Here is a 24,623-nt window from a genome sequence, read left to right as displayed (position 1 = left end):
TCATGCGTAATAATGTACGCATTTTGGAGAAGAACATGCATGAAGCATGGCAAGGAAAATAATGGTGTGATTTCAAATAGGATATTTGACAATAATCTATATAGTGATTGCTATGTCATTACATCGAAAGGAAGGTCGTTGTTGTGCCTCAATGGTTGGAAATCGTACTTAGAACCGTATGTGCCGTGGTCGTGCTGTTCCTGATGACGAAACTGCTTGGCAAGCGTCAGGTGACGCAGCTATCTTTTTTTGAATATTTAACAGGGATCACGATCGGTAGCATAGCTGCCTATATATCGTTGGATCTGGAAGCAAACTGGTATTTAGGGCTCGTGGCTCTGGGCGTCTGGGTTGCCTGCTCGCTTCTCATCGAATTCCTGCAAATCAAGAGCAAAAAGGCAAGGGATTTTATCGACTTTAAATCAACCGTGCTCATTCAAGGCGGCAAGATATTAGAAGATAATTTAAAGAAGGAAAGGCTGTCGACCGACGAGCTGATGCAGCAGCTCCGCAAAAAAGACGTGTTTCAGGTCGCCGACGTGGAATTTGCCATCATGGAATCCAGCGGTGAGATCAATGTCCTGCAGAAGCGCGAAAGTTTGCCTTTGACTCCCAAGGATCTAGGTATACAGGTAGCGCCGGAAAAACCTGGGCAGGTTGTGATCATGGATGGGGAGGTCATGGATGAACCGCTGCGCGTCTCGGGCTTCAATCATGGATGGCTGGTGGAAGAGCTGGACAAGCAGGGCGCCAGGATCAAGGACGTATTCCTTGCTCAAGTCGATACCTATGGACAATTAACCGTCGATTTGTATAACGATCAGATCCAGGTGCCCCAAAATGAGGAACGGAAGCTCTTGTATGCAAATTTAAAGAAATGCCAGGCGGATTTGGAATTGTTCAGTCTCAGCACGAAAAGCAAGAAAGCTAAGAAAATGTATGAGGAGAGCTCCAAACGGATGGAGAAAATTTTAGCCGATGTACAGGCGATTCTGAAAACGTAATGGGTGTCGCCGAGTCATAAATCCGCAAAAACCGGAATAGGATATTTTTGTGTATCACAAAAGGAGCCGGTTGCCGCCGACTCCTCGTACAGCAGATCTTCGCCCGCAAGGTGGATTTTTGCTTGCAACCAGACGTAAGAAATAGATTCATCTGTTCCAGGACGGGTCTATTTCTTATTATGGAAGGCAAGGATCGAAACGACCAGAGTGGCGAACGAAATCATTAAAGCCAAAGCTTCATTCACGCCCATGCCTATCACCTCCTGCTGCCACCCTTGCTTAGCTGGTCTACTGTACTATATAATATGCCAATTGCTTACAATAAAAGAACCTTTTTGTAGGAAGCGCTTACATAAAATGTTGATTTTTTGACGAGGTCAGAAAGCATAAACATCGGAGGGTTATCATACTTTCCGGGAAAATTTCCCCTTAACCCATAAGATGGGAGCGGCTGACGGCCGCTCTTTTTCATGTTGAAATTCGAACGTAGAACAGGATGGAAGGGGCATTACAAGTTCTAGACTCTCAAGCGGTTTTTTGGTCAGGCTTTGGTCTTGATTTTGGTTTACGCTTACGTTTATGGAACAGGGAGGCAATCCAATAGAAAATCGGGATTAACTCCATGAGAATGAAAAATACCGCCATCCCGAAGGAATTGAAGTCTTGCTGAAAAAGGATCGGATTTTGCGAATACTGGTACGCAATTACGATAGCGGTTCCCCCAATGATCGCGATCAGGGGACCATCCATTTGTTTCAGGTTAAGGAGTTTCGCCATACACCTTACGCTCACGTGGATGAGGAAGGCACTGTGGAAGAACATCGAGCTGCTCCATAACCCAATGATCAGCGGATCGGAATTGCCGAGGAACCCGCTGGCTGCACGCATTAATTCGACGAGCGGATACTGCATCTCGCGCCCTAGATAGGGGCCGAAATTCAGCAATGCCGATGCCCATTGGAGCATTACGCCTATGGTGACCAACAGTCCTGCCGCAGCAAGGTTGCGAAAGGATTTTTTGTTGAATTGGATATAAGGAGCGAGAAAGAGGAACACGATCCATTCCGCGAAGAATGAAAGACAGAACAAACTGTCCTTGATCGCCGACTCATAATTGTGATGCCTGACCATCGCGATCATCATATCCCAATGCGCTTCCTTGAAGAAAAACATATTCATGGCAACAATGGCAACAACGATGACAAGAAACAGCCCGTCGGAAATATAAATCATCGTCTCCATGCCCCACCTGGCCGTAACCATAACGACCAGGCCCACAATCAGGAGGATGAACCACTGGGGAGATTCCCGCATGTAATTGGTATCGAAGAATAACGTGAAACCTTCGATATCCATCCCTATGTAATTGATAGACCAGAAGAATACCAAAGCGACGACAGGGAAGTGAATCCACTTGCTGACCAGGGCACTGCCAAAATCGATCCAGGGTTTCCGAGGATCCCACAGCCCGACCTTCAGCATAAACCACAAGAAGACCAAACTCATCGCATAACCGCCCAGAATCGAGGCCCATCCCAAATATGCCGAGTTCCACAAGAGAGGAGTGACTAGAAATCCCGTAGGTATGGCGTTAAGATAGACAAATCCGAAACGAAACAGCTGCCAGGGCGTATTGCGCATGTCGGGTTCGTACCCCTTTCGTTTTATAGATGTTACAGCTCATCCAGCCAGCCGAACAGCAGCATGATCAGATGGTTGGGGGTCAGCCACTCGTAAGAATACAAGGCGATTATATTCCAGACGGAAAAGGCAAGGATCAGAATGAGCATCGTCCATTTTTCACGGCGTGACCTTACTTTTTTCTTCGCGAAGTACCATTCCGTCAAGGCGTAGACGAGGAACAGAAGAGCCAGCATGACACGCCTCCTTATTTCGGATTCGTTTTGAGTACGGCCCCGAAGTTTCGAATCTGAATGTCGGTGACCACCTGTATCTCCACTTCGTTTTTGTAATAATCAGACCAGTTGGGGCGAACCTTCTGCCAATGATCGGGGTAGTTCCAGTCCACCAGCATCCCGAGCTGCAGGACGTCTGCGCCGACTCGCTGCGAGGTGCGGAGCGCCTTTCGGAGATGACCTGCAATGAGCTCGTTGAGCTCACGCTCAATAAGCTCTTTCGCCTGAAGGGTATCCAATTGCTTATGAATGTTTTTGTAAACAATATCCCCTGTCCCGCTCAGCTTGACGGTGAATACCGGATGGCCCGAAACCATGCGTACGGATTTGCTGGAGCGTGTTGAAATCAGGAAAGCGCTGGCTTTTCCTTTTTCATCCCATGAAACGGTATACAGGGGGGCTTTTAATTCATTCACTCCCCAACTGACGGCAAGCGACTCTTCCATAGGAAGGGTGGCCACCAGCTTATGTTGATGAAACAGCGCCGTGCCTTGAATTCCCGTCCACGGCTCCAGCTTTTCCTGGTCAGCGACCATAGGCTTCATGCCTGCCGCCAAATAGGTCAGGGCATATCCTTGATTGCCCGAATCGGCAAAGAGGCAATCCTTCAGGTTCGTGGTGATCATGTTGTGCTGGTCCGCAAACCGGATGAGCACCTCCGAAGGCATCTGTTCAAAAACCGGCGTCAGCTCGGCGACCTTTTTCGCGTCTCCAGGCGCAACCATGATATAGATGCTCATATTCGTTGTCGGTTCCCGCTGGAGCCAATCCATCAGATCCTCTAATCCCGCTTCCGCATAGCTCTTGCCTACGACAACAACCTTGGTGTGGCTGAAGTCGAAACGCCGTGAAAGATCCCGTTGGATCAGGTGGAGGGCATCCTGCACGGTGGTGGAGGATTTGGTTACCATGGCATACGGATCTCCGCCACCCTTCCCGCCTGCTTGACGCCCGGATGTGAGCCGGTTCGGCAAGGGGGCGCTGATCGTAACTTCCACGCTTCCGTCTTTCTGGCTTTTATTCACGTACATGGCAAAAACAAAGGTTTGCTCGTTGATCTCAACCTTGGTCAGGTTGAAGCCGCAGCCTGTCAACAACGATAATGGCAGCAGAATTTTCAACCATTTGAGTAGAAGCATTATCGTTTTCGTCTCCTTAAATTGTTGGATGATGCATAGATTTTAGGCCTGTTCTTCATCAGCATGGACGGCGCCCGCACGAAGGTGTCCTTCCATTCCGATAAGACAAGGGGTGCAACGGGCTGCAGATACGGCGTATTGAACGACTTCAGGGAAGCCATATGTCCAAACACCAGGAAGGCGGCCGTGAACACGCCGATCAGACCGAGCGTCCCTCCAAGTATGAGGATAGGAAATCGCAGCAAGCGGAACGCCAGCCCCAGCTCGAAGTGCGGAATGATGTAAGAAGCGATGCCCGTTATCGAAACCACGATGACCATGGGGTTCGATACGATCCCCGCTTCCACCGCGGCCTGTCCGATGACAATGGCGCCGATGATGGATATCGTCTGCCCGACGGGCTTCGGGATACGAGTCCCGGCTTCTCGCAGCGCTTCAAAGGTCAGTTCCATGATCAGCGCCTCCGCTAAGGCGGAGAACGGTATATTTTCACGCGATGCGGCTAAAGTGATCAGCAAATCGGTTGGTATGATGGATGGCTGAAATGTTGTGATAGCGACATACAGGGCGGGCATCAATAATGAAATAATCGCGAACATGAACCGGACGATCCGAATCCAGCTGGAGGAGAAGAAGCTGTGATAATAATCCTCGGACGACTGCAGCAGGGAAAATAGGGTGACGGGCACGATCAGCGCCGACGGCGTTCCGTCCTGCATGATGCCGACCCTGCCTTCGAGCAGGGATGCCGCAACGGAATCGGGGCGTTCCGTGTACTGAAACTGAGGAAAGGGGGATTTTACGCCTTCCTTCATTTGCTCGGACAAGGTGCTGATCCCGAACGTCCCGTCGATGGACATGCTGCTCAGCTGCCGGTCCACTTGAGCGACGATTTCAGGTTTGCACAAGCCGTCGACGTACACCATGTACACGGCAGTTTTGGAGTAGTCGCCGATCTGGTAGCGCACGGTTTTGAGATCCGTATGTTTGATTTTGTGCCGGAGCAGCGATAGATTTGTTCCGATGTCTTCGATAAACGCTTCCTGCGGTCCGTTCACGACCAGCTCGTTCTGGGATTCCGAAACCGCCCGCTTCTGATACAAGACGATGTCGAACAAATAAGCCTCCGCCAATTGTTCCACAATCACGACGGCCCTGCCTTCAACGATCATATCGGCAATATACTCGGCGGAGGAAGAACGCTCGAACGGAACCGACAGCATGTCTCCGCGATCCATGCGGTCAATGAAATTAAGGAAATCATGCTGAACCTTCGCGGCTTCCTTAATCAATGGTTTGACGATGTATTCATGCAGGGTGCTGATATCCACGATAGTTTCAATGTAGATGACGGTACACGTGGATCCATGGAGACGCAAGGATTGGTAGATGACATCTTCGCAATGTTCCAGCCGCATTTTAACAGGATCGAGCAGTGCGGGCCGTACCTTCGATTTCATTGAAACTTCCCTCCTTTGCCGGTATATAGTAAGGCTCATCCTCTTTAGAATGCCGTACTTTTAGCAACTTATACCGAATTTTCCAGAGAAAACGGCTCATAGCTGAAGGGGAAATCACGAATAGACCGAGACTATTGAGCTTGAACGGTATAAAAAAAAGCGCCCGGAATAGGATTCCGGGCGCTTTTACAGGGGGAGCTTCGGGCTAAGGCTTCGATTTTCCTCTACGAATGGATTCTTTGATCTTGTGGAGCAAAGGTTTGCGGTAGACGGAGAGCATGATTCGCAGCAAAATGTAAAGGATCAGCGTAGATAGAACGCTGTTGATCAAGGCGCCGACGAGAAAGTTAACGCCCATGTCGCCCAACCTGCCGAAATGGTCCGTTTCAACGATATAATCCGTCTCCGGAACGGGAACCGTGAGCGCATCTTCGATTTCGAAGGTCGCGGGAAACGTAGTGAACAGGTGCACAAACACGCCGATTCTGTAGTTTAGATAGAACAGGATCGGCCACAAGACGGAGCCTGCGGAGGCTGCAAGGAAGGCGGAGGGGATGTTTCCCCTTACCATGCGAGCCAGCAGCGGAGCCAGCAGCAGATCGATGCCAAAGGTGGGATACCAGCAAGGGAAGAAGCCGACGGCAAAGCCGAGAGCGATCCGATGATCGCTATTTTGCATGCGAAGGGTCCGGAGAATATAGTATTTCAGTCGTCGAATGTATTTATGAAGCAAAACCGTTTCCTCCTGCGGGTACTGATGGATACAGATATATTGGGATCTCTTGCACAGCTTTCTATGGGATCCTATTTATAATAGGAAGAACTTTCAAGAATTATATAGTAGACGCTCGCAAACCGTCAATCCAAAGAAGATTATAACTGAATATATGCGTGGAATATTACTTTGACATGCATAGTAATGTGCGTTATATTATACCCATTCCATCCGTTAGGAGGTTCGGGTATTTGATTGAACCCTTACATAACAGTGACTTGGTACGCGGCAATATCGATACCTTTATTTTGCGCGTGCTATCAGACGGAGATAATTACGGCTATCAGATCATTAAGGAGATCGCGATCCGAAGCGGGAATCGATTTGAACTGAAGGAGCCTACGTTGTATTCAAGTCTGAGGAGGCTGGAGAAGCAGGGATTGATACGCTCCTATTGGGGAGAAGAAACTCAGGGCGGGAGGCGTAAATATTACAATCTCAGCCAGGAGGGAATGAAGCGATTGCTGCGCAACCAAGAAGAATGGAAGGCGGCACGCGAGATTATCGATGTTCTGATCGGAAACGGAAAGGAGTTGAAATAGCAATGACCAACAGGCATGATCTGGAGATTTTTGTGGATCGCCTATTCGCGAATCAACGCAAAACCAAGGAAGTTGTGGATCTGAAGAATGAGGTTCTCAGCAATTTGGAGGCGCGGGTCACGGATTATATGGAGAACGGCATAGCATATCAGTCGGCGATCAGTCTGGCGATCGAAAATATGGAAGACATCGAAGCTCTGATTGACGATAACCAGAAAATCTACAGCTACCGTTTCCGTCATGACCTCCTTCAGAGCACCCTTATTTATTCCTTGCTGGCCTGGATCGCTACCATTCCGGCCCGGTTTTTGCCAAACGGGATGTGGGTGAACACGCTCCTCCTCTGTTTGGCTGCATTAACCGGTGCGGCGTATCTTTCCATGTCACGGCATCTGAAACGATACGAAAAGCAGACAGCCGTCATCAACGCAGGCAAATTGAACCAGTGGAGCAAGTGGGCATGGTGGCTGTGGTCGATATTTATCGTGGTTATCTCCATGTATACCTTCGTGATTCAATACGGCAGCGATTTATGGTTTGGGCGTGAACTGTCGGTCGATGGGCCTTATTCGTTCTACGTGACCGTCATGCGGTATGTTATCCCGATGACGTCGGTCATCATTCCGCTGCTGGTCCAGAAAGCTTATAAACTAACGTTTCAACTTGAGGTGAATGAACCATGAGCAGAAAGAATTGGCTGATCGTTGTCCTGCTGCTGATCGGCATCGGGGGCATGGCGGCCCTGGAGGGATACATCAAGCCCAAGGCAAATGAACAAGCGGTTCAATATGAAGCGGAGCAAAATGATCCGTTGACGCACGATATACGGAATTCGCTGAACTTCGCCAGCCCATACATGGGCAATGCCGGTAACCTGATCAATTTGAACGCATCGCTTCCCATGCGTGACATTGAGCGGACGTTTCAGCTGTATCCGGAAGAATTGACAGCCGAGCTTCGGTTCAGGTCCAGGATCGGTGATCTGAAAGAGGACATGCTGAAGCAGACGCTGGTCTATAATTCCACTGCGAATTTTGCCATGATTGATAATTTGGATACACTGATTTTCAAGTTTGAAGACCGGTCTTTCACCATCCGTCGGGATGAGGTGGAGGCATGGTATGGCATCGGGACGGGTCTTGCGTCTTTGCGGGAAGCCGTGACATGGGAGAAGGAAGTACAAGCCCGTCTTCACGATAACAAGTATGTCAGTGAATACGTAGATAACCTCATCGAGATCAAGAATCTATAGAGATAAACCGGAGGGGAGTGAACGTGATGGGTTCAGATCAACGCCAATTCATCCTGGGCGCTTTTCTGATGAATTACGGCCATCATATCGCTGCATGGCGGCATGCCGATTCGGCAGGGGTCGGGGCGATGGACTACGATTTCTATAAACGCTGCGCCCAAGCAGCCGAACGCGGGAAATTCGATATGGTATTCCTTGCGGACAACAACTCGATCCCGTTGATCGAGGATTTACGGACGAATGTCAGCTTTCTGCAGCCCGAAGCGCTCACCATGCTGAGCGGCCTCGCCGGGGTGACGGAACGTATTGGATTAGCCGGAACGGCCTCTACAACCTTCAACGAGCCGTACGGATTGGCCAGGCGTCTGTCCACGCTGGACCATATCAGCGGCGGCAGGGCCGCCTGGAATGTGGTGACCTCCACGAAGGATGCGGAGGCACGCAATTTTGGATCGGCGGAATTAATGGAACACGACAAACGGTATGAAAGGGCGGAGGAATTTCTACGAGTCGTGACCGGATTATGGGACGGCTGGGAGGACGATGCCCTTGTATTGGATCGGCAAAGGGCGGTCTTTGCCGATACGGCACGGATTCATCGGGCGCATCATGAAGGCGAGTACTTCAGGGTGGAAGGGCCCTTGAACATGCCCAGATCTCCGCAGGGGAGGCCTGTCATCATTGAAGCGGGAACCTCGGCTGCCGGAAGAAGGCTGGCGGCTCGAACGGCTGATGTCGTGTTCACGGCCTGTGAGAGTAAGGAGGATGCGATCAAGTATTACCGCGAGTTTAAGGACTTGCTCATGGAGTATGGACGGGAGAGGGAAGAGGTAAAGGTTCTGCCGGGGCTTCAGATATTCCTTGGGGACAGCGAAGCCGAAGCTGTGGCATATCACCGGACATTCAGCGAGCTCATTCTGCCGGAGGCAGGGGTGAAGTATGTGTCCCAGCTGCTGAATGCGGATTTGACCGGATATCCGGTAGACGGCCCGCTGCCCGATTTGCCGCGGGAAGGAAACAGCAGCCGGGCGATCATGATTATGGATATGGCTGCGAAGTCAGGGATGAGCATTCTGGAGCTCGGCCGGCATTACGCGGTGGCGAGGGGACATATGACGATGGTTGGCACTGCGCGGCAAGTTGCCGATATGATGGAGGATTGGTTCCGCAGCATGGCATGCGATGGATTCAACATTATGGCCCCTCTCCTCCCGAGCGGGCTCGAACAGTTTGTGGAGCGCGTAGTCCCGCTGCTTCAGCAGCGGGGGCTGTTTCGCGAGGAATATGCGGGCAGGACGTTACGGGATCACCTCGGGCTGACCCGGCCGCAAACCCAACATGAAAAATAATTGACGACAAAATTAGACGGTGTTATAATCCAACTTAACATATCGGAAATGATAGAATTGGATCATTTGTTTATCTACCAAACCAACGGAGATGAACGAGACGTTCGATTCTAAGGGCTTCATGACATTTATAACGCTAATATGATGCACATTCTACCGGACAACCGGAGATGCATCCTTGGATCAAGTTGTGATCCGAGGGGTGTCTCCGGTTGTTTTTTTATGAATCTAGCAAAGTGAGGGGTTGTCATTATGCAGTATAGAACACTGGGCAGAACCGGGGTTCAAGTGTCGGAGGTAAGTCTCGGGACGATGTCTTTCGGGCGCTGGATCGATGAGAGGGCTTCGGCCGCCGTATTGGATCAAGCGCTTGGTTCCGGCATCAATCTGATCGATACGGCTGACGTGTACGGCACGGGCATGGATAACGGAAACGTCAATCAGCTCGGGGAATCGGAAGAAATTCTGGGCAGGCTGCTGAAGGAGCGAAGACAGGACATTCTCCTGGCAACCAAGCTGCATAATCGCATCGGACCCGGCATCAATGACCAGGGCCAAAGCCGCTATCATATCTACCGTGCGCTGGAGAACAGTCTTGCCCGGCTCCAAACGGATTATATCGATCTCTATCAGGTGCATCGGTTTGATGAGTTAACCCCGCTGGACGAGACGCTTGAGGCGCTTACGGATCTTGTACGGCAGGGGAAAGTGCGGTACATCGGCTGCTCGAACTACGCGGCTTGGCAGCTCGCCAAGGCCCACGGCATCAGTGCGCTGCATGGCCTTCGCCGGTTCGAGAGCGTACAGCCGGAATACAGCCTTATTACTAGAGAGATTGAAAGCGAGCTGATTCCCTTTGCCCAGTCCGAGCAGGTCGGGGTTATCGTGTACAGTCCGCTCGGACGGGGCATATTGTCCGGCAAATATCGGGCGGGCGAAGCACCCCCAACGGACTCGCGCCTAGCTGCAGGCGAGCAGCGGTTACGATTGCTGCTGAACCAGCGGCATGCGCTTTCCATCGTGGAAGGGATCCGGCCGCTGGCCGAGCAGCGGGGATGGACGCTTCCGCAGTTCGCCCTGAATTGGGTGCTCAGCCGCCCTGGCATCACGTCAGCCATTGTCGGGGCATCGAAGCCTGAACACATCGCGGATACGCTGAAGCATTCGGATGAACGGCTGACAGAGGAAGAACTGCAGGAGATCGACCGCTTGACGGAGGAATTCCATGGATAAAGCAGATATAACGCCAGTACCTATTCGGGATGATCATGATCAACCATAACCAATATGGATCAGGAAGGTGACACAACCATGAGTATGAGTTCAAAACGTCGTCAATTGCATCTTGGATTGTTCTTATTCGGGACGGGCTATCATCCCGCGGGCTGGAGGCTGCCCGAAGGCAAAACGGACGGGGCTTACGATCCCCAGTTCCTGAAGGAGGTCGCCCAGAAGCTTGAAAAGGCCAAGTTCGATTTCTTTTTCCTGGGGGACCGATTGGCCACGAGCGCGGATATGCAGCATTTATTCCCTTCCCAAATGACGCGGCTGGAGCCGTTCACCATGCTGTCCTATCTGGCAGCGGCAACGGATAAAATCGGTTTGATCGGCACGGTGAACACCACCTATGCCGAGCCTTACAACATCGCACGCTTCACGGCATCGCTGGATCATCTCAGCCGGGGCCGGGCCTCATGGAATGTCGTGACAGGCTCCGATACGCGGGCTGCGCTGAATTTCAGCCGGGAGAAGCATTGGGATAACGCCAAACGGTACGACTATGCCGAGGAATTCATCGAAATCGTCAGCGGGCTGTGGGACACTTGGGAGGATGACTCCCTTCCGCGGGACAAAGCAAGCGGCGTGTTCGCCGACGGCAGCAAGGTGCATGCCCTGGACCATGTCGGCGAGCACTTCTCCGTCGCCGGGCCGCTGAACATTCTGCGACCGATACAGGGACAGCTTCCGCTGATCACGGCAGGAACCTCCCTGCGCAGCCAAATGCTGGCGGCCCAATATTCCGACATGGTCTTCACCGGAACGAACGTCAAAGAAGTCGCCGTGAAATTTTACCAGGAAGTGAAAGGACGCCTGCCGGAGCATGGAAGGGAAGCTACGGATTTGAAGGTCCTCCCCGGGCTGGTTCCGATCGTGGGCCGGACGGAGGAAGAAGCACGGGCCAAATATGCGGAGCTGAACGAACTGGTGGTGACCGATTTCGATCTGGGACCCCTTTCGGATAAGATCGGAATCGACCTGAGGGGATATTCGCTGGAGGATCCGCTGCCTGACCTATCCGCTTCGGAAGCCGCGCTGCACTGGGCCGACTTGGCCAGAGGGGCGAACGGACGCGAGGATATAACGATCAGGGACCTGTTCTATTTCTTCACCGTCACGGTCCGCGGGCATCTGCTCGTGGTCGGCAGCGCGCAGCAGGTAGCGGATATCATCGAAGAGTGGTTCCGGGATGAAGCGGCCGACGGATTCAATGTCTGCCCTCCCTATATGCCTGGCGGTCTGGATCTGTTCCTGGAGCTGGTTGTGCCGGAGCTTCAGCGCAGAGGCTTGTTCCGCACCGAGTATGAAGGCAGCACCTTCCGCGAGCATTTGGGACTGAGCCGCCCATGGAACCGTTATGACCTGATTGCGAAGGGGTGAGCTGGATGGGAACGAGTAATGCCAAGAAATCCCCAGGCATCTGGGCGGGGCAGGGGGCATTGCTGCTGGTCATACTGGGGATCTGCGAGATTCTGGTTCGCACGGAGGCCGTCAGCAGCTTGTATCTGCCTGCGCCTTCCCAAGTATTTCGCGAACTATTCAAGCTGTTCGGTGACGGGGAGATCTGGAAGCACCTGTACGTCACATTGGCCGAGTTCGTTGCGGGCTATGGCATTGCGGCCATTGGCGGGCTCGCCGTCGGCATGGCTATGGTGCTGATCCCATGGGCGGAGCGATTCTTCCGGCCGTACCTTTCGGCGCTGATGGCGATTCCGAAGGTGACGATCGTTCCGCTGCTGGCGCTCTGGCTCGGGATCGGGATCACGCATAAAATATCGATTGTGTTCCTGTTCTGTTTCTTTACGATCACGGTCAACACGATGACCGGAATCAAACAGACGGCGGACAACCATCTGAAGGTCGCCAAAGTATTCGAGGCGACGCGGTATCAGACCATCATGAAGGTGATATTGCCATCGGCTGCGCCCACCATTTTTGCCGCTCTCCGAATTTCGGCCGCTACCGGACTGGTCGGGGCGCTGTTCGGGGAGATGCTGGCGTCGAAGGATGGCCTTGGCAATATTCTCGTGAAGGCGACATCGCTGTACAATACCGCGCAGGCTTTTGCCATTGTAGCGCTGGTTACCGTCGTATCCGTACTTATCATTTCATTAATCGATTTGTTGGAACGCAGCGTTTTTTTGAAATGGAAATCATCATAGACCATCGGGCAAAAGCATCACTATCAGGGGGAGAGAACCATATGAACAGAAGAGGAATACGTCCATACCTAATAGCACTTGCGGCGCTATGGCTGATCGCCATGACGGCCGGCTGCGCAAGCGGTCAAGATAACGGCAAGGAAGCGGCACCGTCCGCCGGGGACGGAGAGAGCGCGGCAGGCGCCAAGCTGGAGAAGATCCGGTATGCGCCGCTTAGCGGGGTCAGCGGGCTGGCGGTGTCCTTCGGGGCGGAGAAGGGATTCTTTGAGGAGGAAGGACTCGACGTCGAATTTATCACCACCAAGGACCCGATAGCCGGTCTGACCAGCAAGGACATTGACGTGGTCGACGTGGCTACGACGACGGCGATCGTGGCTGCGGGCAAGGGCGCTCCCGTCAAAATCGTCTCCTCCATGTTCCGGACCAAGGGGCCGTTCTACCTGATCGCCTCGCCGGAGATCCAGAAGGTGGAAGACCTGAAGGGCAAGAAGGTGGGCATCGCCGTGTTCGGCAGCGGCCTCGAGGTATATACGCAGGTCATCCTGAAGGAGCACGGATTGAGTCCGGACGATGTGACTTTCATTGCCAACAGCACGCATCAGGCGGCTTACGCGAGTCTGGAAACCGGACAGGTCGACGCCACCATCATTCATGAGCCGTTCGCTTCTCTTGCGGAAAAGCAGGGAAAAGGCCATATCATCGCTACAGGCTGGGATTACCTGCCGACCTTCCACACCGGGGTGCTGGCGGCGCGCGACGGTATTCTGGAAGAGAAGCCGGAATTGGTCGAGAAGCTGCTGCGAGCTTACTTCAAATCGCAGGAGTATGCGAAGAGTCATCCGGACGAGTTTAAGACTTACTATCTGAACAACATCGAGATCGATCCCGAGGTGCTGGATCTGGCGCTGAAGCGCGAAGAGGTGCTGTGGGAGAACAATCCGGACGTGGACGTCAACGCGTTGAATGATACCCAGCAGATTCAGAAGGAGCTGGGGTTCCAGGATGAGATCTACAAGGTGGAGGACATTCTGGACCTCAGGTTTATTCCGAAAAAATAAAGTATGGCAGGAGGCGTTCCTATGTCCGGCTTTACGGTTGAAAATGTCTCGAAGGTTTATGGCGGCGATCTTCCAACGATCTCGCTTCAAAATATAAACCTGCAGGTGCGGGACGGCGAATTCCTGTGCGTCCTCGGGCCGAGCGGCTGCGGAAAAAGCACGCTGCTGGAGCTGCTGGCGGGATTGCAGCTTCCGACGGAGGGCGACATTTGGCTGGATGGCGAGAAGGTTCAGGGGCCCACGCGGAGCTCTGGGGTCGTATTCCAGGATGCATCCCTGTACCCGTGGCGCACCATTTCGCAGAACGTCGGCCTTGGGCTGGAGCTCGCCGGCATGAAAAAAGCGGAGCGGCAAACGCTCGTGGACAAATATCTGAGCATGGTCGGCTTGGAGGGGTTCGGCTCGAAATATCCACATCATTTATCGGGAGGCATGCGGCAGCGAGCAGGGATCGCAAGGGCGCTCGTAAGCAGTCCCAACATCCTCCTGATGGACGAGCCGTTCGGCGCGGTGGACCATCTTACCCGGCTTCAGCTTCAGCAGGATCTGCTCCGCATATGGCAGGAGGAGAAGAAGACGGTGGTGTTTGTGACCCATGACGTATCCGAAGCCGTCTTTCTCGCAGACCGGGTCGTCCTGCTGTCCCCGCGCCCCGGACGCATTCACCATATTTTCGACGTTCCCCATGAGCGTCCGCGCAAGCGGGAGGATGCCAGCCTACTGAAGATTCAGAACGACATCTACGCTGCGATTTATGACGTCAAGACGGAAGCGGATTTGGAATTTACGATTTAAACGGCAGCTTGATATCAGAAGGGACGAGGAGCCAATGTCAAATATCGTAAGCAAGGAATGGGTGCTGGAACAGCTGCAGTCGAATCCGGGTCAGCTTGTCGTTGCGGACGTCCGATTCAGCCCGGGCGATGCGAATTACGGCTACGAGGCTTATCAGCGCGAGCATGTGCCCGGTGCCGTATTCGTTGATTTGAAAAAGGATTTGACGGATCCACAAGGCGAGCACGGCGGCCGGAATCCCTTGCCGCATACGCAGGAGCTGGCCCGGCGGCTCGGCAAGCTCGGGATCGATGCGAGTACGCCCGTCGTTGTCTATGACGATGACCTTCGCCCGGAAGGTGCGCGGTTATGGTGGATTTTGAAATACCTGGGCCACGGTTCGGCATATATATTGGATGGAGGATTCGCCGGCTGGAAGTCGGCCGGATATCCGCTCACCTCGAAGAGAAGAGAGGCGGCTCCGCGCGTATTCCAGCCGAACGTGCGGGAGGAATGGCTGGCTGATGTGAATGAGGTGAGGGCAAAGATCGGCAAAGCCGGCGTGACCCTGCTCGATTCAAGGGATTGGAAGCAGTTCACGGGAGAAACGGCACCACAGGATCCCGTGGCCGGACATATTCCGGGAGCGGCGCATGCCTATTGGAAGGACGGGATCGATGAAGACGGGACGCTAAAGGGAGCCGAGCGGCAGCGGGAGCGTTTTGCCGGGTTGTCCTTCGATGATGAAGTGATTGTATATTGCGGATCAGGGTTGTCGGCTTGCCCGAACGTGCTGGCTTTGCGGGAAGCCGGGTACCGCAAGGTGAAGCTGTACGCAGGCAGCTGGAGCGATTGGATCAGCTACAAGGACCATGAGATTGCTGCAGGTGAAGTTTGATCATGGATCATGCTGAGGCAGCCGCAAGTTAAGGTGCTTCTCGCAGGTTATCCCGACTTGACGTAAGGATTATCGACGGTATAGTTGAAAACATAACCGTTCGAAATCGACATGCGGCAAGGGGGTAAACAACCTTGATGGAATGTAAAAGTTTTATTGGCGCGCATGATGAACATTGGGAAGATGACGGCTTAAGAAGCCACCAGGAACTGGAGATTACGTTGATCATGGAAGGAAGCGGCCGCTTTTGCGCGCACGGCAGGGAAGCGAGAGTGGAATCCGGTAACGTGGTTCTCATTCCGTCCGAGGTTCCCCATTCGTTCCACGCGCTGTCCCCTATACGCTTCGGCGTGCTTTTGGCGGACCGCATTCCGTCTGAGGTGAAAGAGCTGTTCGACAGGCTTATTCCGGATGGCAGCACTCGTATCATCGCCCTGTCCCGTCTGGATCGGGACCGTTATGAACGCTTGTTCCGCGAATGGCTGAGAATCCGTTCTGCCCCGTTGAAAGATCCGATACGGAATTATGCGGTCTGGGTGGAGCTGCTTTTATTGTTTCTTAACGAACACGCCCATTCCGATCATCAGGCGCTGTCCATCTCGTTCATCGGCGACTACATCCGTCAGCATATCCGGGATCCAATGCATGTCTCTACCCTGGCGGAAATGGCAGGACTGTCCGAGGATGGCTTCCGCAAGCAATTCGCCAAAATATACGGCATGACCCCGAAGCAGTACCAGCAGCAATGCCGGCTTGCGGAAGCGAAGTGGCTCTTAAGCTCCTCCGATAAAGACCTCCAGTCGCTTGCCGAATCGGTCGGCTTCTCCCAGCTTCACTCGTTCTCGCTCTGGTTCAAAAAAATGGAGGGCTGCCCCCCATCGGAGTGGAGAAACCGGCAGCGCCTATATCATCACTAACGCGCTTACGATAGCCTGCCGCGGATACAGACGGGTTTTGCGTAAATATGGTTCGGTTTTCGGTAACGACTTCCTCTTCCAGATCCAATAGGATAAGGATACTTGAAGCGTGGATGTTTCGCTTCAGGTTATCCTGACGGACAGAAAGGGAGGTAGGTTTGTTATGAAGGTGACCATCGGACAAAGGGAATTAGAGTGGGGAGGTAAATACCTCACGGAATTAAGAGACTGCAATGACATGCTGGAGGATACGGTAGCGCTGCGAAACCGGCTGCAGGAGGATGGATATCTCCTGATTCGCGGTTTCCATAAGCGGGAACAGGTCTTGAACGCAAGAATGGAGTTCTTGACCAAACTCGGGGCCATGGGCAAGCTGGATCCCCATGCCCTTGTCGAAGACGGGATCATCGGACCCGAGAATAAGGGCGGAATGTGGGGCGGCAGTACCGAGCAATTGCAGCCGGATTTCCCCCAGTTTTTGGACGTTGTCAATTCGCCGGCGGTGCTGGACTTCTTTGGACGATTGCTGGGCGGAGCCGCGATGACATACGACTACAAGTGGCCGCGCGCCGTCGCTCGCGGAGGCAATACCGGGGCTCATTACGATGTTGTGTATATGGGTAGAGGCACGAAGGATCTGTACACCATGTGGACGCCGTTTGGGGATATCCCTCTTGAAATGGGAACGTTGGCGATGTGTCTCGGGTCACAGCATTTTACGAAAATCAAGCAGACCTACGGGGAAATGGACGTTGATCGTGACAATGTTGCCACGGGCTGGTTCTCTGAGGATCCCGTCGAGATTGTGGACCGTTACGGCGGGCAATGGGCAACGACCGCTTTTGAAGCCGGCGACGCCATTATATTCGGAATGTACATGATGCACACCTCGCTGAACAATAACACCAGCCATTACCGAATCAGCGCGGATACCCGTTATCAGCTTGCATCCGAACCGGTGGATGAGCGATGGATCGGCCGCAAACCCAAGGGTCATTATGCTTGGGGACGAACGCCGCAGAAGTCGGTAGCTGAAGCCCGAAAGGAATGGGGAGTATAAGCGATCCCATGGCTTAAGCTCGGATTGCGAGAGTAGAGTACATCTCAAAAAAAGAACACAAAGCTCGTCGACCAGATGACTGGAGGCATGGCCATGAAGCCGTGCCTCTTTGTTGTTTTTTAGCGGTGAAGGCAGGCGTATCATGCTCCGCATGTTGCATTTGGCAGGAAGCATTTTATTTGAGGCGGGAGGGATATCGTGTGAAGGAGATGGTCTTCGAGCATGCGAATATGAAGTACTGCATACCTTCGGACATGGAAAGAAAAGGCGGGATCTGGATTCTCCGTGCAGGCCGGAGTTTGGCCAGGCCCAACTACAGCGTCGGCCCCAAAATATCCGAGAACTATGCGCTGCATTTTGTCCTGAACGGGAAAATCTCGCTGGCATTCGGGGATAAGGTGGTTACGTTGTCGGCAGGGGATGCCTTTTGCCTGTTTCCACATACGAGGTACAGTTATTGGGAACCGAACGGCGATCCCGAACCGACGCTGCGCATGCAGTGGATCGTCTTGGACGGAGAAGCAGCGGAGAGCGCATTGACCCGAATCGGGCTGCACCCATCCACGCCCTTTCTGCCTAACGTGATGAAGGGCGGGCTGCAGGCGGTGCTGGATCAAATTTACGGGTGCGTGGATGACGATACCATCGGTCACGAGTTTGGACGGCAGAAATGGTTGTATCAGCTGTTTGAACTTTTGGCTGCCACCCCGGCCAAAAGAGGAACTAAACCGAATTGGCTCGAACAAAGCGTGCATTACATGGATTCCCACTACATGGAAGGGATCACGGTGACGGATGTGGTCCATCAAGCCGGCGTGCACCGGACGCATCTGTACTGCGAATTCATTCGGGTGCATGGCATCAGTCCGAGCCATTATTTGATGAAGCTGCGGATGGAGCGGGCAGCGGTTCTGCTGACCGAAACCGACGTGTCCGTGACGGAGGTGGCGTTCTCGCTGGGGTATTCCAACCTCCACACGTTTTCGAGAGCATTCGCTAAGTATTACCGCATATCGCCTACCTCGTATCGGCTGCGGCATGCGCCGGTACCTCTATAGTGAACCAGACGGATTGGGGATAACAAGACTGTGACAGGGCGGAGTATAAGGCCCGTTGCAGTCTTTTTTTTGCTTGGGCAGGGCAGCAAGAGCCGTTAAATAGTATCGTTTTATCCTTAAAATGGCTAAGATTTCCATGAGATTTGCATGTAGGATAGAATGGATCAACGATTTTTGGTGGTCACACGGCTATGAGATGAAGGGAGGGATTGAGCGGTCAGGGGGATGAGCAGCACGGGATCTTAGAGCTTTTTTCCGTTTATTACATTTCAAGAAAGAGGTGTTATTCATGAAAAAGCTAAGTATGTTCAGAAAGAGAATGACGACAATGCTTATGGCTGGCAGCTTGTTATGCGGATTGTTGGTACCGATTCAAGCGTCGGCTGCCGACGTTGCATTTAATGAGCCGCTGAATAGCAAGAACCCTAATCTGTTTTATACTTCCGACGGATGGGCGAATGGTCCGGATTTCGGGGTGGGCTGGAAGGCGGCAAACCAGGAGTTCTCTAACGGGATTATGGCTTTACGGCTTGATAATGCGGGATGTCCTGCGAGCTGCTCGGGCAAATCCTATGCTTCCGGTGAATACGCGACACATCTGAAGTACGGCTACGGCCGGGTTGAAGCGCGGATCAAGGCGGCTAAGGGAACGGGCTTGGTGACGAGCCTCTTTACGTATTCCGGTCAAGCCACAGGCACGTCCAATGACGAAATCGATATTGAAATCCTGGGGAAGGACACCACAAAGATGGAAACGAATTATTTTACGAATGGCGTAGGCCAGCATAGCACCATCATCAACTTAGGGTTTGACGCGTCGCTCGATTTCCATAATTATGCGTTCGAATGGTCACCATCATCCATCAAATGGTACGTAGACGGTCAACTGGTTCATACGGAGAATGGCTCCCGCGGGGCGCTTCCGACAAGTCCGGGCCATATCATGGTTAATCTGTGGTCAGGATCGGGACCGGCTGAGATATGGACCGGAACATTCAATTACACGGGTACGCCGGTACGCGCGTATTATGACTGGATCAAATTCACGCCGACCAACTAGTTTATCGGGTATTCAGCCGATGATTTTATTAGGTATGTTGGATTTTCTTTGATTAGCATCCGCTCATTGTTCTGGAATCATCGCACCAACAAGCTGCCCTAGGTCAGAAATGACATTTGGGGCAGCTTTTTATTTACAACTATGGAATATAGATGATAGAGTTTTTTACAACATATGTATGGATGTAACGCTTACAAGAAAATATCGGTTATGGAGGGATTTATCATGCCATCGATCATGCGGGAAGAAGCGATACCGAAGGAAAAAGTAATATTAGCCAAGAAATATCCGATTTTTGTCGCCGATACGATTGGCGTGACCAGCCCCTATCAGAAACTTCATTGGCACAACGTGCTGGAGATAAATTACATTAAATCCGGTACGGGTTACTACATCATCAACGGGCAAAAATTTGAATTCCAGCAAGGGGATGTACTTCTCATCAACTCGAATGATCTTCACTGCGCTTACGAGACGAAGGATCTGGTCATGACGGTCATTTCATTTGATTCGACTTGGTTTATCCATAACCTCCGGTTCGATCCGGAGCTGTTCAGCCCGTTCCGCGAGATGGGCAAGCATTACATGAACCTGATCCCCCGCGACCATCCGGCCATGGGGAAGCTGCGTTCGCTGCTGTTTGAGCTGCAGGAGGAGCATGTGGGGGAACAGCGGTCTTACGCTACGGTAGTATACTCGCTTCTGCTCCAATTCCTGGCCATCGTAAACCGGCAGTGCCGGATCGAAGGGGAAGGCGGAAGCGAACCCAGCATCAGCGAACGGCAGCTGGAGAAAATGCGTCAAGTCATCATGGTGATGGAGCAAAATTTCGCCCACCCCTGGACGCTGGAGGAGTTGGCTTCCCTGGTCTATCTGAGTCCTTCCAGGTTCAGCGAAATATTCAAGCGTGCGGTCGGCATGCCGCCCCTCTTGTACCTGATCCACATTCGGCTGGAGCAGGCGGTCACAATGCTGGAAGGAGGCCATATGAAAGTGATGGACGTCGCCCTGGAATGCGGCTTCCGCACGCTGACCAATTTTAATCGTCTGTTCAAAAAGCACATCGGCATGACGCCGAAGGCTTCACAAAAGCAACATTCCTGAAAACCAGTGAAATAGTGCTGGTTTTTGCTTGTTTTAGCAGAGAAATGAGTCTGGTCAGGCGATACAATAAAGTGGCAAGCATCTCAAGAATGTGTCAATAAACCTAACACGAAATAAAAAGGGGGAGATGCCAATGCCGCAAATCGGGATCGACAGCAGGGCGGGGACACATGTGAAGAAAGGGCGCTTGCGCCGCTTTCTGAAGCAATGGGATATACAGCTGATGGTACTTCCGGCTATGATGTTCATTCTGGTTTTCAGCTACATTCCCATGTACGGGGTACTCATGGCGTTCCAGGACTACAGCCTGTTCAAGGGCTTTCTGAACAGCCCGTGGGTCGGCTTCAAGCATTTTGAGATGTTTTTTGGGGCGCCGGAGTTCTGGACCATTATGCGGAACACCTTGGTCATCAGCCTGCTGAAGCTGTGCATCGGGTTTCCTGCACCGATCCTGCTCGCACTGATGCTCAATGAGGTTGGGAGGCATTCCTTCAAACGGATCGTCCAGACGATCAGTTATCTGCCTCACTTCTTATCGTGGGTCATCGTCTCGGGCTTTACGATCTCCATTCTGTCCACGGACAACGGCAGTCTGAACATTCTGCTGCAGAAGCTGAGCCTGATCGATGAACCGATCAATTTTCTATCGGAGCCAAAGTACTTCTGGAGCATCCTGACGGTAACGAATGTGTGGAAGGAGATCGGTTTTTCCTCCATTGTGTATTTGGCGGCCATTGCGGGCATTAATCCCCAACTGTATGAAGCGGCTTCTATTGACGGTGCGAGCCGTCTGAAGCAGATCATCTCCATCACTATTCCGTCTATTATGCCGATCATCGTTGTGTTCTCGATTTTGGCGATCGGCAACTTCCTGAATGCCGGTTTCGAGGACATTTTGCTGCTGGCTGGCAATCCGGTATTGCGGGATGTCAGCGACGTGCTGGACACGTACGTCTACCGGATTGGCATTCAGAACAGCCGATACTCCTACGCTACGGCGGCGGGTCTATTCAAGGCAATCATCAGCGTATTGTTGTTGGCCGGAGCCAACTACTGGGCCCGACGGTCGGGGAACAGCTTATGGTAGGGCGGAAGGGGGAGAGATTCATATGAGGCTGTCAAACGGGGATCGGGTATTCGTTGGGTTCATCTACGGCTCTTTGTCATTGCTGGCATTTATCGCGCTGTACCCATTCTGGAACGCTGCCGTCATCTCGTTTAACTCGGGGTCCGACACGATGCAGGGAGGCATTACGTTCTGGCCGCGCGAATTTACGCTGGAGAATTACCGCGTAGTGTTCAAGGACGAGCGCCTCATTGACGGGTTCGTCATCTCGGTGCTCCGTACGGTGACCGGTACTTTTCTCTCCATTGCAGCAACCGCGATATTCGCTTATGGCATATCCAAACGCGAGTTGATGGGCCGGAATTTTTATATGGTCACCTGCATCGTGACGATGTACTTCAGCGGCGGACTCATTCCGAATTATTTGCTGATTCGGGAGCTGGGCCTGATGAACTCGTTCTGGGTTATGGTCGTACCAGGCATCATCAGCGTGTGGAATATGATTATATTCCGGACGTTCTTTAAGGGCATCCCGCCCGGCCTTGAGGAGTCGGCCCATATCGACGGTTCCTCGAACTGGGGCGTATTCTTCCGAATCGTGCTTCCGCTATCGGGACCGGTCATTGCGACGCTGTCGTTGTTCACGGCCGTGTATCATTGGAATGATTGGTTTGCGCCAAGCATTTACATATCCAACACGGATTTGCTGCCGATCCAGACGAAGCTTCAGCAGATCCTCAATGCCAACATTATGATGGAACAGATGCAGAACATGGATGCCGGGGCGCAGGGCCGGATGAGCGCGATGAAGGCCGTAACGACCAAGTCCTTGTCCATGGCGACCATGATGGTGGCAACCGTCCCGATCCTGTGCGTATACCCGTTCGTTCAGAAGTATTTTGTGAAGGGCGTATTAATCGGTTCTTTGAAGGAGTAATTCACCAGCCATCTTGCCAAGGGTTTGAAGCGGCAGCTTTGACCATAGATGAATCATGAAGGGAGCACTTGGAATGAAAAAAAGGGGAAAAAGGCTTCTATCTGCATGGTCAGTCACGCTTGTCATCGTCATGGCTTTAACGGGATGTTCGGGTTCGGGAGGGAATGCCGCAAGCCCGGAGAAGGAAGGTCCAAGCTCGCAAAACAATGAGAAACCAGCCGGAGAGGATACCTTTGTGCTGGGAGAGAAGCCGCTGGAATTCTCGTTCTATGGCCACTATGACTGGTATACGATGCCGGATTGGGGCGCGGATCTTGCAACCAAGTGGATCCAGGAGAACAAGAAGGTCAACGTGGTTCCGGTCAGCTCCGGCGGCGTTGCCAAGAACAAGCTCAGTACGATGATCGTGTCCGGGGAGCTGCCGGATGTCATATGGATGGAACGGGGCGCGGAGGTCGAGAAGCTGCGTGCCGAGGGCATGCTGGTGCCGTTCGACGATTATCTGGATAAATACCCAAATCTGAAAAAATGGGCCGGGGAATCCACGCTCGATCTGCTTCGCTCGCCGGACGGAAAGCTGTATCAATTCCCGAACTGGTACACAACGCAGCCGAACGGCAATGCCGGCTATCTCGTCAATAAAAAGATATACGAGGAGCTTGGAGCGCCAAAACTGGAAACGCCGGATGATCTGTACGCCTATTTGAAGCAAGTGAAGGCGAAGTATCCGGATGTCGTTCCTCTGGAGGTGGGCCAATCGGCAGCGGGCGTGGACATCATGGTGTCCGCTTTTGCCGAGAACCGCCCGTATACGTTCAACAGTATGATCGCCGTACCCCAGGGGGATCAACTCGTATCGCTGTTCACGGATCCCGTTTATCGCGAGCTGCTTCAATACATGAGCCGATTGTACCGCGAGAAACTCATTACGCAGGATGCCTTCACGCAGAAGCTGGAGCAAGTCGAGCAGAAGATTCTGAGCGGCAACGTGGCGGTTTATGTAGCCTCCAGCCCGACCGAGTTCGGTTCCAAGGGCAACAATCTGCTGAAGGCGCAGGACCCTGATGCCGGTTACATCATGATATGGCCGGTACACAAGGAAGGATTGGATCGCGACAAGATTTTCCCGGGCGATTACAAGCAGCTAGGCTGGAATGTCAGCGTCATTACGCAAGCGGCGAAAGATCCGGAAGCTATCTTTGCATTCCTGGATTGGTTCACCGGTCCCGAGGGCCAGCGGACGATCATGTGGGGACCTGAAGGCTTGTACTGGGACGGTACGGACGAAGAGGACGTGCCGCTGTTCACCGATAAATTCACCAGCGATGCGAAGGGGCGCGATGAGTTGATGAACGCCACGGTGAACTTCCAGTGGAACGGCAACACGGTGTATGTCGACAATTCCAAGATGAAATTCGAATCCACGCTGCCGCCGGAGAAGCGGAACTTTGAAACGTATTGGCAATCGGAGATTACCTGGAAGACGCAGATGAACACGACGGAATACGTCAACCTCGATCCGGCAGGCGATTCCGAGGAAGGCATAATTGCGCAGCGCGTGTTCGAAATTTATGAGCAGGCCAGAGCCAAGGCGATCAGCTCGGCCTCCTCGGACCAGGAAGTGCTCTCGCTTCTGGATAAGGCAGAGGCAGATGCGCAAAAAGCGGGTTACGACAAGCTATTACAGTACAAAACAGCAAAATGGCAGGAGAATAAGCAGAAGCTGGAAGCATCGAAATAAACGTCACGGCGAAGCCGTCCATTCCTTCAGGGGCTTGCGGAATATGCGCTGGCATTCGCTGGGCAGGACGGCT

At 52.7% G+C, this 24,623-nt stretch carries 25 protein-coding genes; 19 read left to right on the top strand and 6 right to left on the bottom strand.

Annotated features, from left to right (window positions below; all coding sequences use genetic code 11):
• Positions 1-143 precede the first annotated feature (143 nt).
• Positions 144-1,004, top strand: a complete 861-nt coding sequence (locus tag M1D70_RS24705; RefSeq protein ID WP_009595817.1) for a DUF421 domain-containing protein — start codon at positions 144-146, stop codon at positions 1,002-1,004.
• Positions 1,005-1,171: 167 nt separating this feature from the next.
• Here the strand turns inward: M1D70_RS24705 and M1D70_RS24700 are convergent, their stop codons facing one another.
• The 6 genes from M1D70_RS24700 to M1D70_RS24675 all read right to left on the bottom strand — a co-directional run bounded on the left by M1D70_RS24700 (position 1,172) and on the right by M1D70_RS24675 (position 6,252).
• Positions 1,172-1,228 (bottom strand): hypothetical protein, encoded by a 57-nt coding sequence (locus M1D70_RS24700; protein ID WP_411553898.1) that lies wholly within the window; start codon positions 1,226-1,228, stop codon positions 1,172-1,174.
• 301 nt (positions 1,229-1,529) lie between these two features.
• Positions 1,530-2,645, bottom strand: coding sequence for a GerAB/ArcD/ProY family transporter (locus M1D70_RS24695; protein ID WP_456288235.1), 1,116 nt, complete (start codon positions 2,643-2,645; stop codon positions 1,530-1,532).
• Between the two features lie 32 nt (positions 2,646-2,677).
• Entirely contained in the window at positions 2,678-2,881 is a 204-nt protein-coding gene (locus M1D70_RS24690; RefSeq protein WP_456288234.1) for a hypothetical protein, read from the bottom strand.
• Between the two features lie 11 nt (positions 2,882-2,892).
• Positions 2,893-4,059, bottom strand: a complete 1,167-nt coding sequence (locus M1D70_RS24685; protein ID WP_456288233.1) for a Ger(x)C family spore germination protein — start codon at positions 4,057-4,059, stop codon at positions 2,893-2,895.
• Positions 4,059-5,519 (bottom strand): spore germination protein, encoded by a 1,461-nt coding sequence (locus M1D70_RS24680; protein WP_456288232.1) that lies wholly within the window; start codon positions 5,517-5,519, stop codon positions 4,059-4,061. Before M1D70_RS24680 ends, M1D70_RS24685 begins: the two co-directional genes overlap by 1 nt.
• Positions 5,520-5,724: 205 nt before the next feature.
• Positions 5,725-6,252 carry a DUF2062 domain-containing protein gene (locus M1D70_RS24675; protein WP_009595805.1) on the bottom strand — a complete coding sequence of 176 codons (528 nt, stop codon included), beginning with the start codon at positions 6,250-6,252 and terminating at the stop codon, positions 5,725-5,727.
• Positions 6,253-6,485: 233 nt separating this feature from the next.
• On the opposite strand from M1D70_RS24675, the gene M1D70_RS24670 reads away from it, so the two are divergent.
• From M1D70_RS24670 to M1D70_RS24585, 18 genes are all read left to right on the top strand, one after another.
• A complete protein-coding gene (locus M1D70_RS24670; RefSeq protein ID WP_456288231.1) occupies positions 6,486-6,836 on the top strand; it encodes a PadR family transcriptional regulator in 351 nt (116 codons plus the stop codon).
• A gap of 2 nt (positions 6,837-6,838) precedes the next feature.
• Positions 6,839-7,519, top strand: coding sequence for a permease prefix domain 1-containing protein (locus M1D70_RS24665; protein ID WP_009595723.1), 681 nt, complete (start codon positions 6,839-6,841; stop codon positions 7,517-7,519).
• On the top strand, positions 7,516-8,088 hold the full coding sequence (locus M1D70_RS24660) for a DUF4825 domain-containing protein (protein ID WP_456288230.1): 573 nt from the start codon (positions 7,516-7,518) through the stop codon (positions 8,086-8,088). Before M1D70_RS24665 ends, M1D70_RS24660 begins: the two co-directional genes overlap by 4 nt.
• A 26-nt stretch (positions 8,089-8,114) precedes the next feature.
• Positions 8,115-9,437, top strand: a complete 1,323-nt coding sequence (locus M1D70_RS24655; RefSeq protein ID WP_456288229.1) for an LLM class flavin-dependent oxidoreductase — start codon at positions 8,115-8,117, stop codon at positions 9,435-9,437.
• Positions 9,438-9,689: 252 nt separating this feature from the next.
• A complete protein-coding gene (locus M1D70_RS24650; protein WP_456288228.1) occupies positions 9,690-10,670 on the top strand; it encodes an aldo/keto reductase in 981 nt (326 codons plus the stop codon).
• A gap of 78 nt (positions 10,671-10,748) precedes the next feature.
• A complete protein-coding gene (locus tag M1D70_RS24645; RefSeq protein WP_456288227.1) occupies positions 10,749-12,095 on the top strand; it encodes an LLM class flavin-dependent oxidoreductase in 1,347 nt (448 codons plus the stop codon).
• Between the two features lie 5 nt (positions 12,096-12,100).
• The gene (locus M1D70_RS24640) at positions 12,101-12,877 is read left to right on the top strand and encodes an ABC transporter permease (RefSeq protein ID WP_456288226.1); all 777 of its coding nucleotides are present in this window, start codon (positions 12,101-12,103) and stop codon (positions 12,875-12,877) included.
• Positions 12,878-12,918: 41 nt separating this feature from the next.
• Complete coding sequence (locus M1D70_RS24635; RefSeq protein ID WP_009595709.1) at positions 12,919-13,935, top strand: ABC transporter substrate-binding protein; 1,017 nt, start codon at positions 12,919-12,921, stop codon at positions 13,933-13,935.
• A 21-nt stretch (positions 13,936-13,956) separates the two neighbouring features.
• Positions 13,957-14,730 carry an ABC transporter ATP-binding protein gene (locus M1D70_RS24630; protein ID WP_456288225.1) on the top strand — a complete coding sequence of 258 codons (774 nt, stop codon included), beginning with the start codon at positions 13,957-13,959 and terminating at the stop codon, positions 14,728-14,730.
• Positions 14,731-14,764: 34 nt separating this feature from the next.
• Positions 14,765-15,607: a sulfurtransferase gene (locus M1D70_RS24625; RefSeq protein ID WP_456288224.1), complete on the top strand. Its 843-nt coding sequence runs from the start codon at positions 14,765-14,767 to the stop codon at positions 15,605-15,607.
• Positions 15,608-15,744: 137 nt separating this feature from the next.
• Complete coding sequence (locus tag M1D70_RS24620) at positions 15,745-16,524, top strand: helix-turn-helix domain-containing protein (protein WP_456290496.1); 780 nt, start codon at positions 15,745-15,747, stop codon at positions 16,522-16,524.
• A gap of 163 nt (positions 16,525-16,687) precedes the next feature.
• Entirely contained in the window at positions 16,688-17,584 is an 897-nt protein-coding gene (locus M1D70_RS24615) for a phytanoyl-CoA dioxygenase family protein (RefSeq protein WP_456288223.1), read from the top strand.
• Between the two features lie 209 nt (positions 17,585-17,793).
• Entirely contained in the window at positions 17,794-18,642 is an 849-nt protein-coding gene (locus M1D70_RS24610; protein ID WP_254664142.1) for an AraC family transcriptional regulator, read from the top strand.
• Positions 18,643-18,961: 319 nt separating this feature from the next.
• Positions 18,962-19,702 (top strand): beta-glucanase, encoded by a 741-nt coding sequence (gene bglS, locus M1D70_RS24605; RefSeq protein WP_456288222.1) that lies wholly within the window; start codon positions 18,962-18,964, stop codon positions 19,700-19,702.
• A gap of 225 nt (positions 19,703-19,927) precedes the next feature.
• Positions 19,928-20,806 carry a helix-turn-helix domain-containing protein gene (locus tag M1D70_RS24600; protein ID WP_456288221.1) on the top strand — a complete coding sequence of 293 codons (879 nt, stop codon included), beginning with the start codon at positions 19,928-19,930 and terminating at the stop codon, positions 20,804-20,806.
• Between the two features lie 133 nt (positions 20,807-20,939).
• Positions 20,940-21,893: an ABC transporter permease gene (locus tag M1D70_RS24595; RefSeq protein WP_456288220.1), complete on the top strand. Its 954-nt coding sequence runs from the start codon at positions 20,940-20,942 to the stop codon at positions 21,891-21,893.
• A gap of 22 nt (positions 21,894-21,915) precedes the next feature.
• On the top strand, positions 21,916-22,809 hold the full coding sequence (locus M1D70_RS24590) for a carbohydrate ABC transporter permease (RefSeq protein ID WP_009595815.1): 894 nt from the start codon (positions 21,916-21,918) through the stop codon (positions 22,807-22,809).
• A 73-nt stretch (positions 22,810-22,882) separates the two neighbouring features.
• On the top strand, positions 22,883-24,550 hold the full coding sequence (locus tag M1D70_RS24585) for an extracellular solute-binding protein (RefSeq protein WP_009595840.1): 1,668 nt from the start codon (positions 22,883-22,885) through the stop codon (positions 24,548-24,550).
• Positions 24,551-24,623 lie beyond the last annotated feature (73 nt).

The sequence above is a fragment of the Paenibacillus sp. AK002 genome (assembly GCF_053903045.1).
This window is presented reverse-complemented; position numbering and strand designations above follow the sequence as displayed.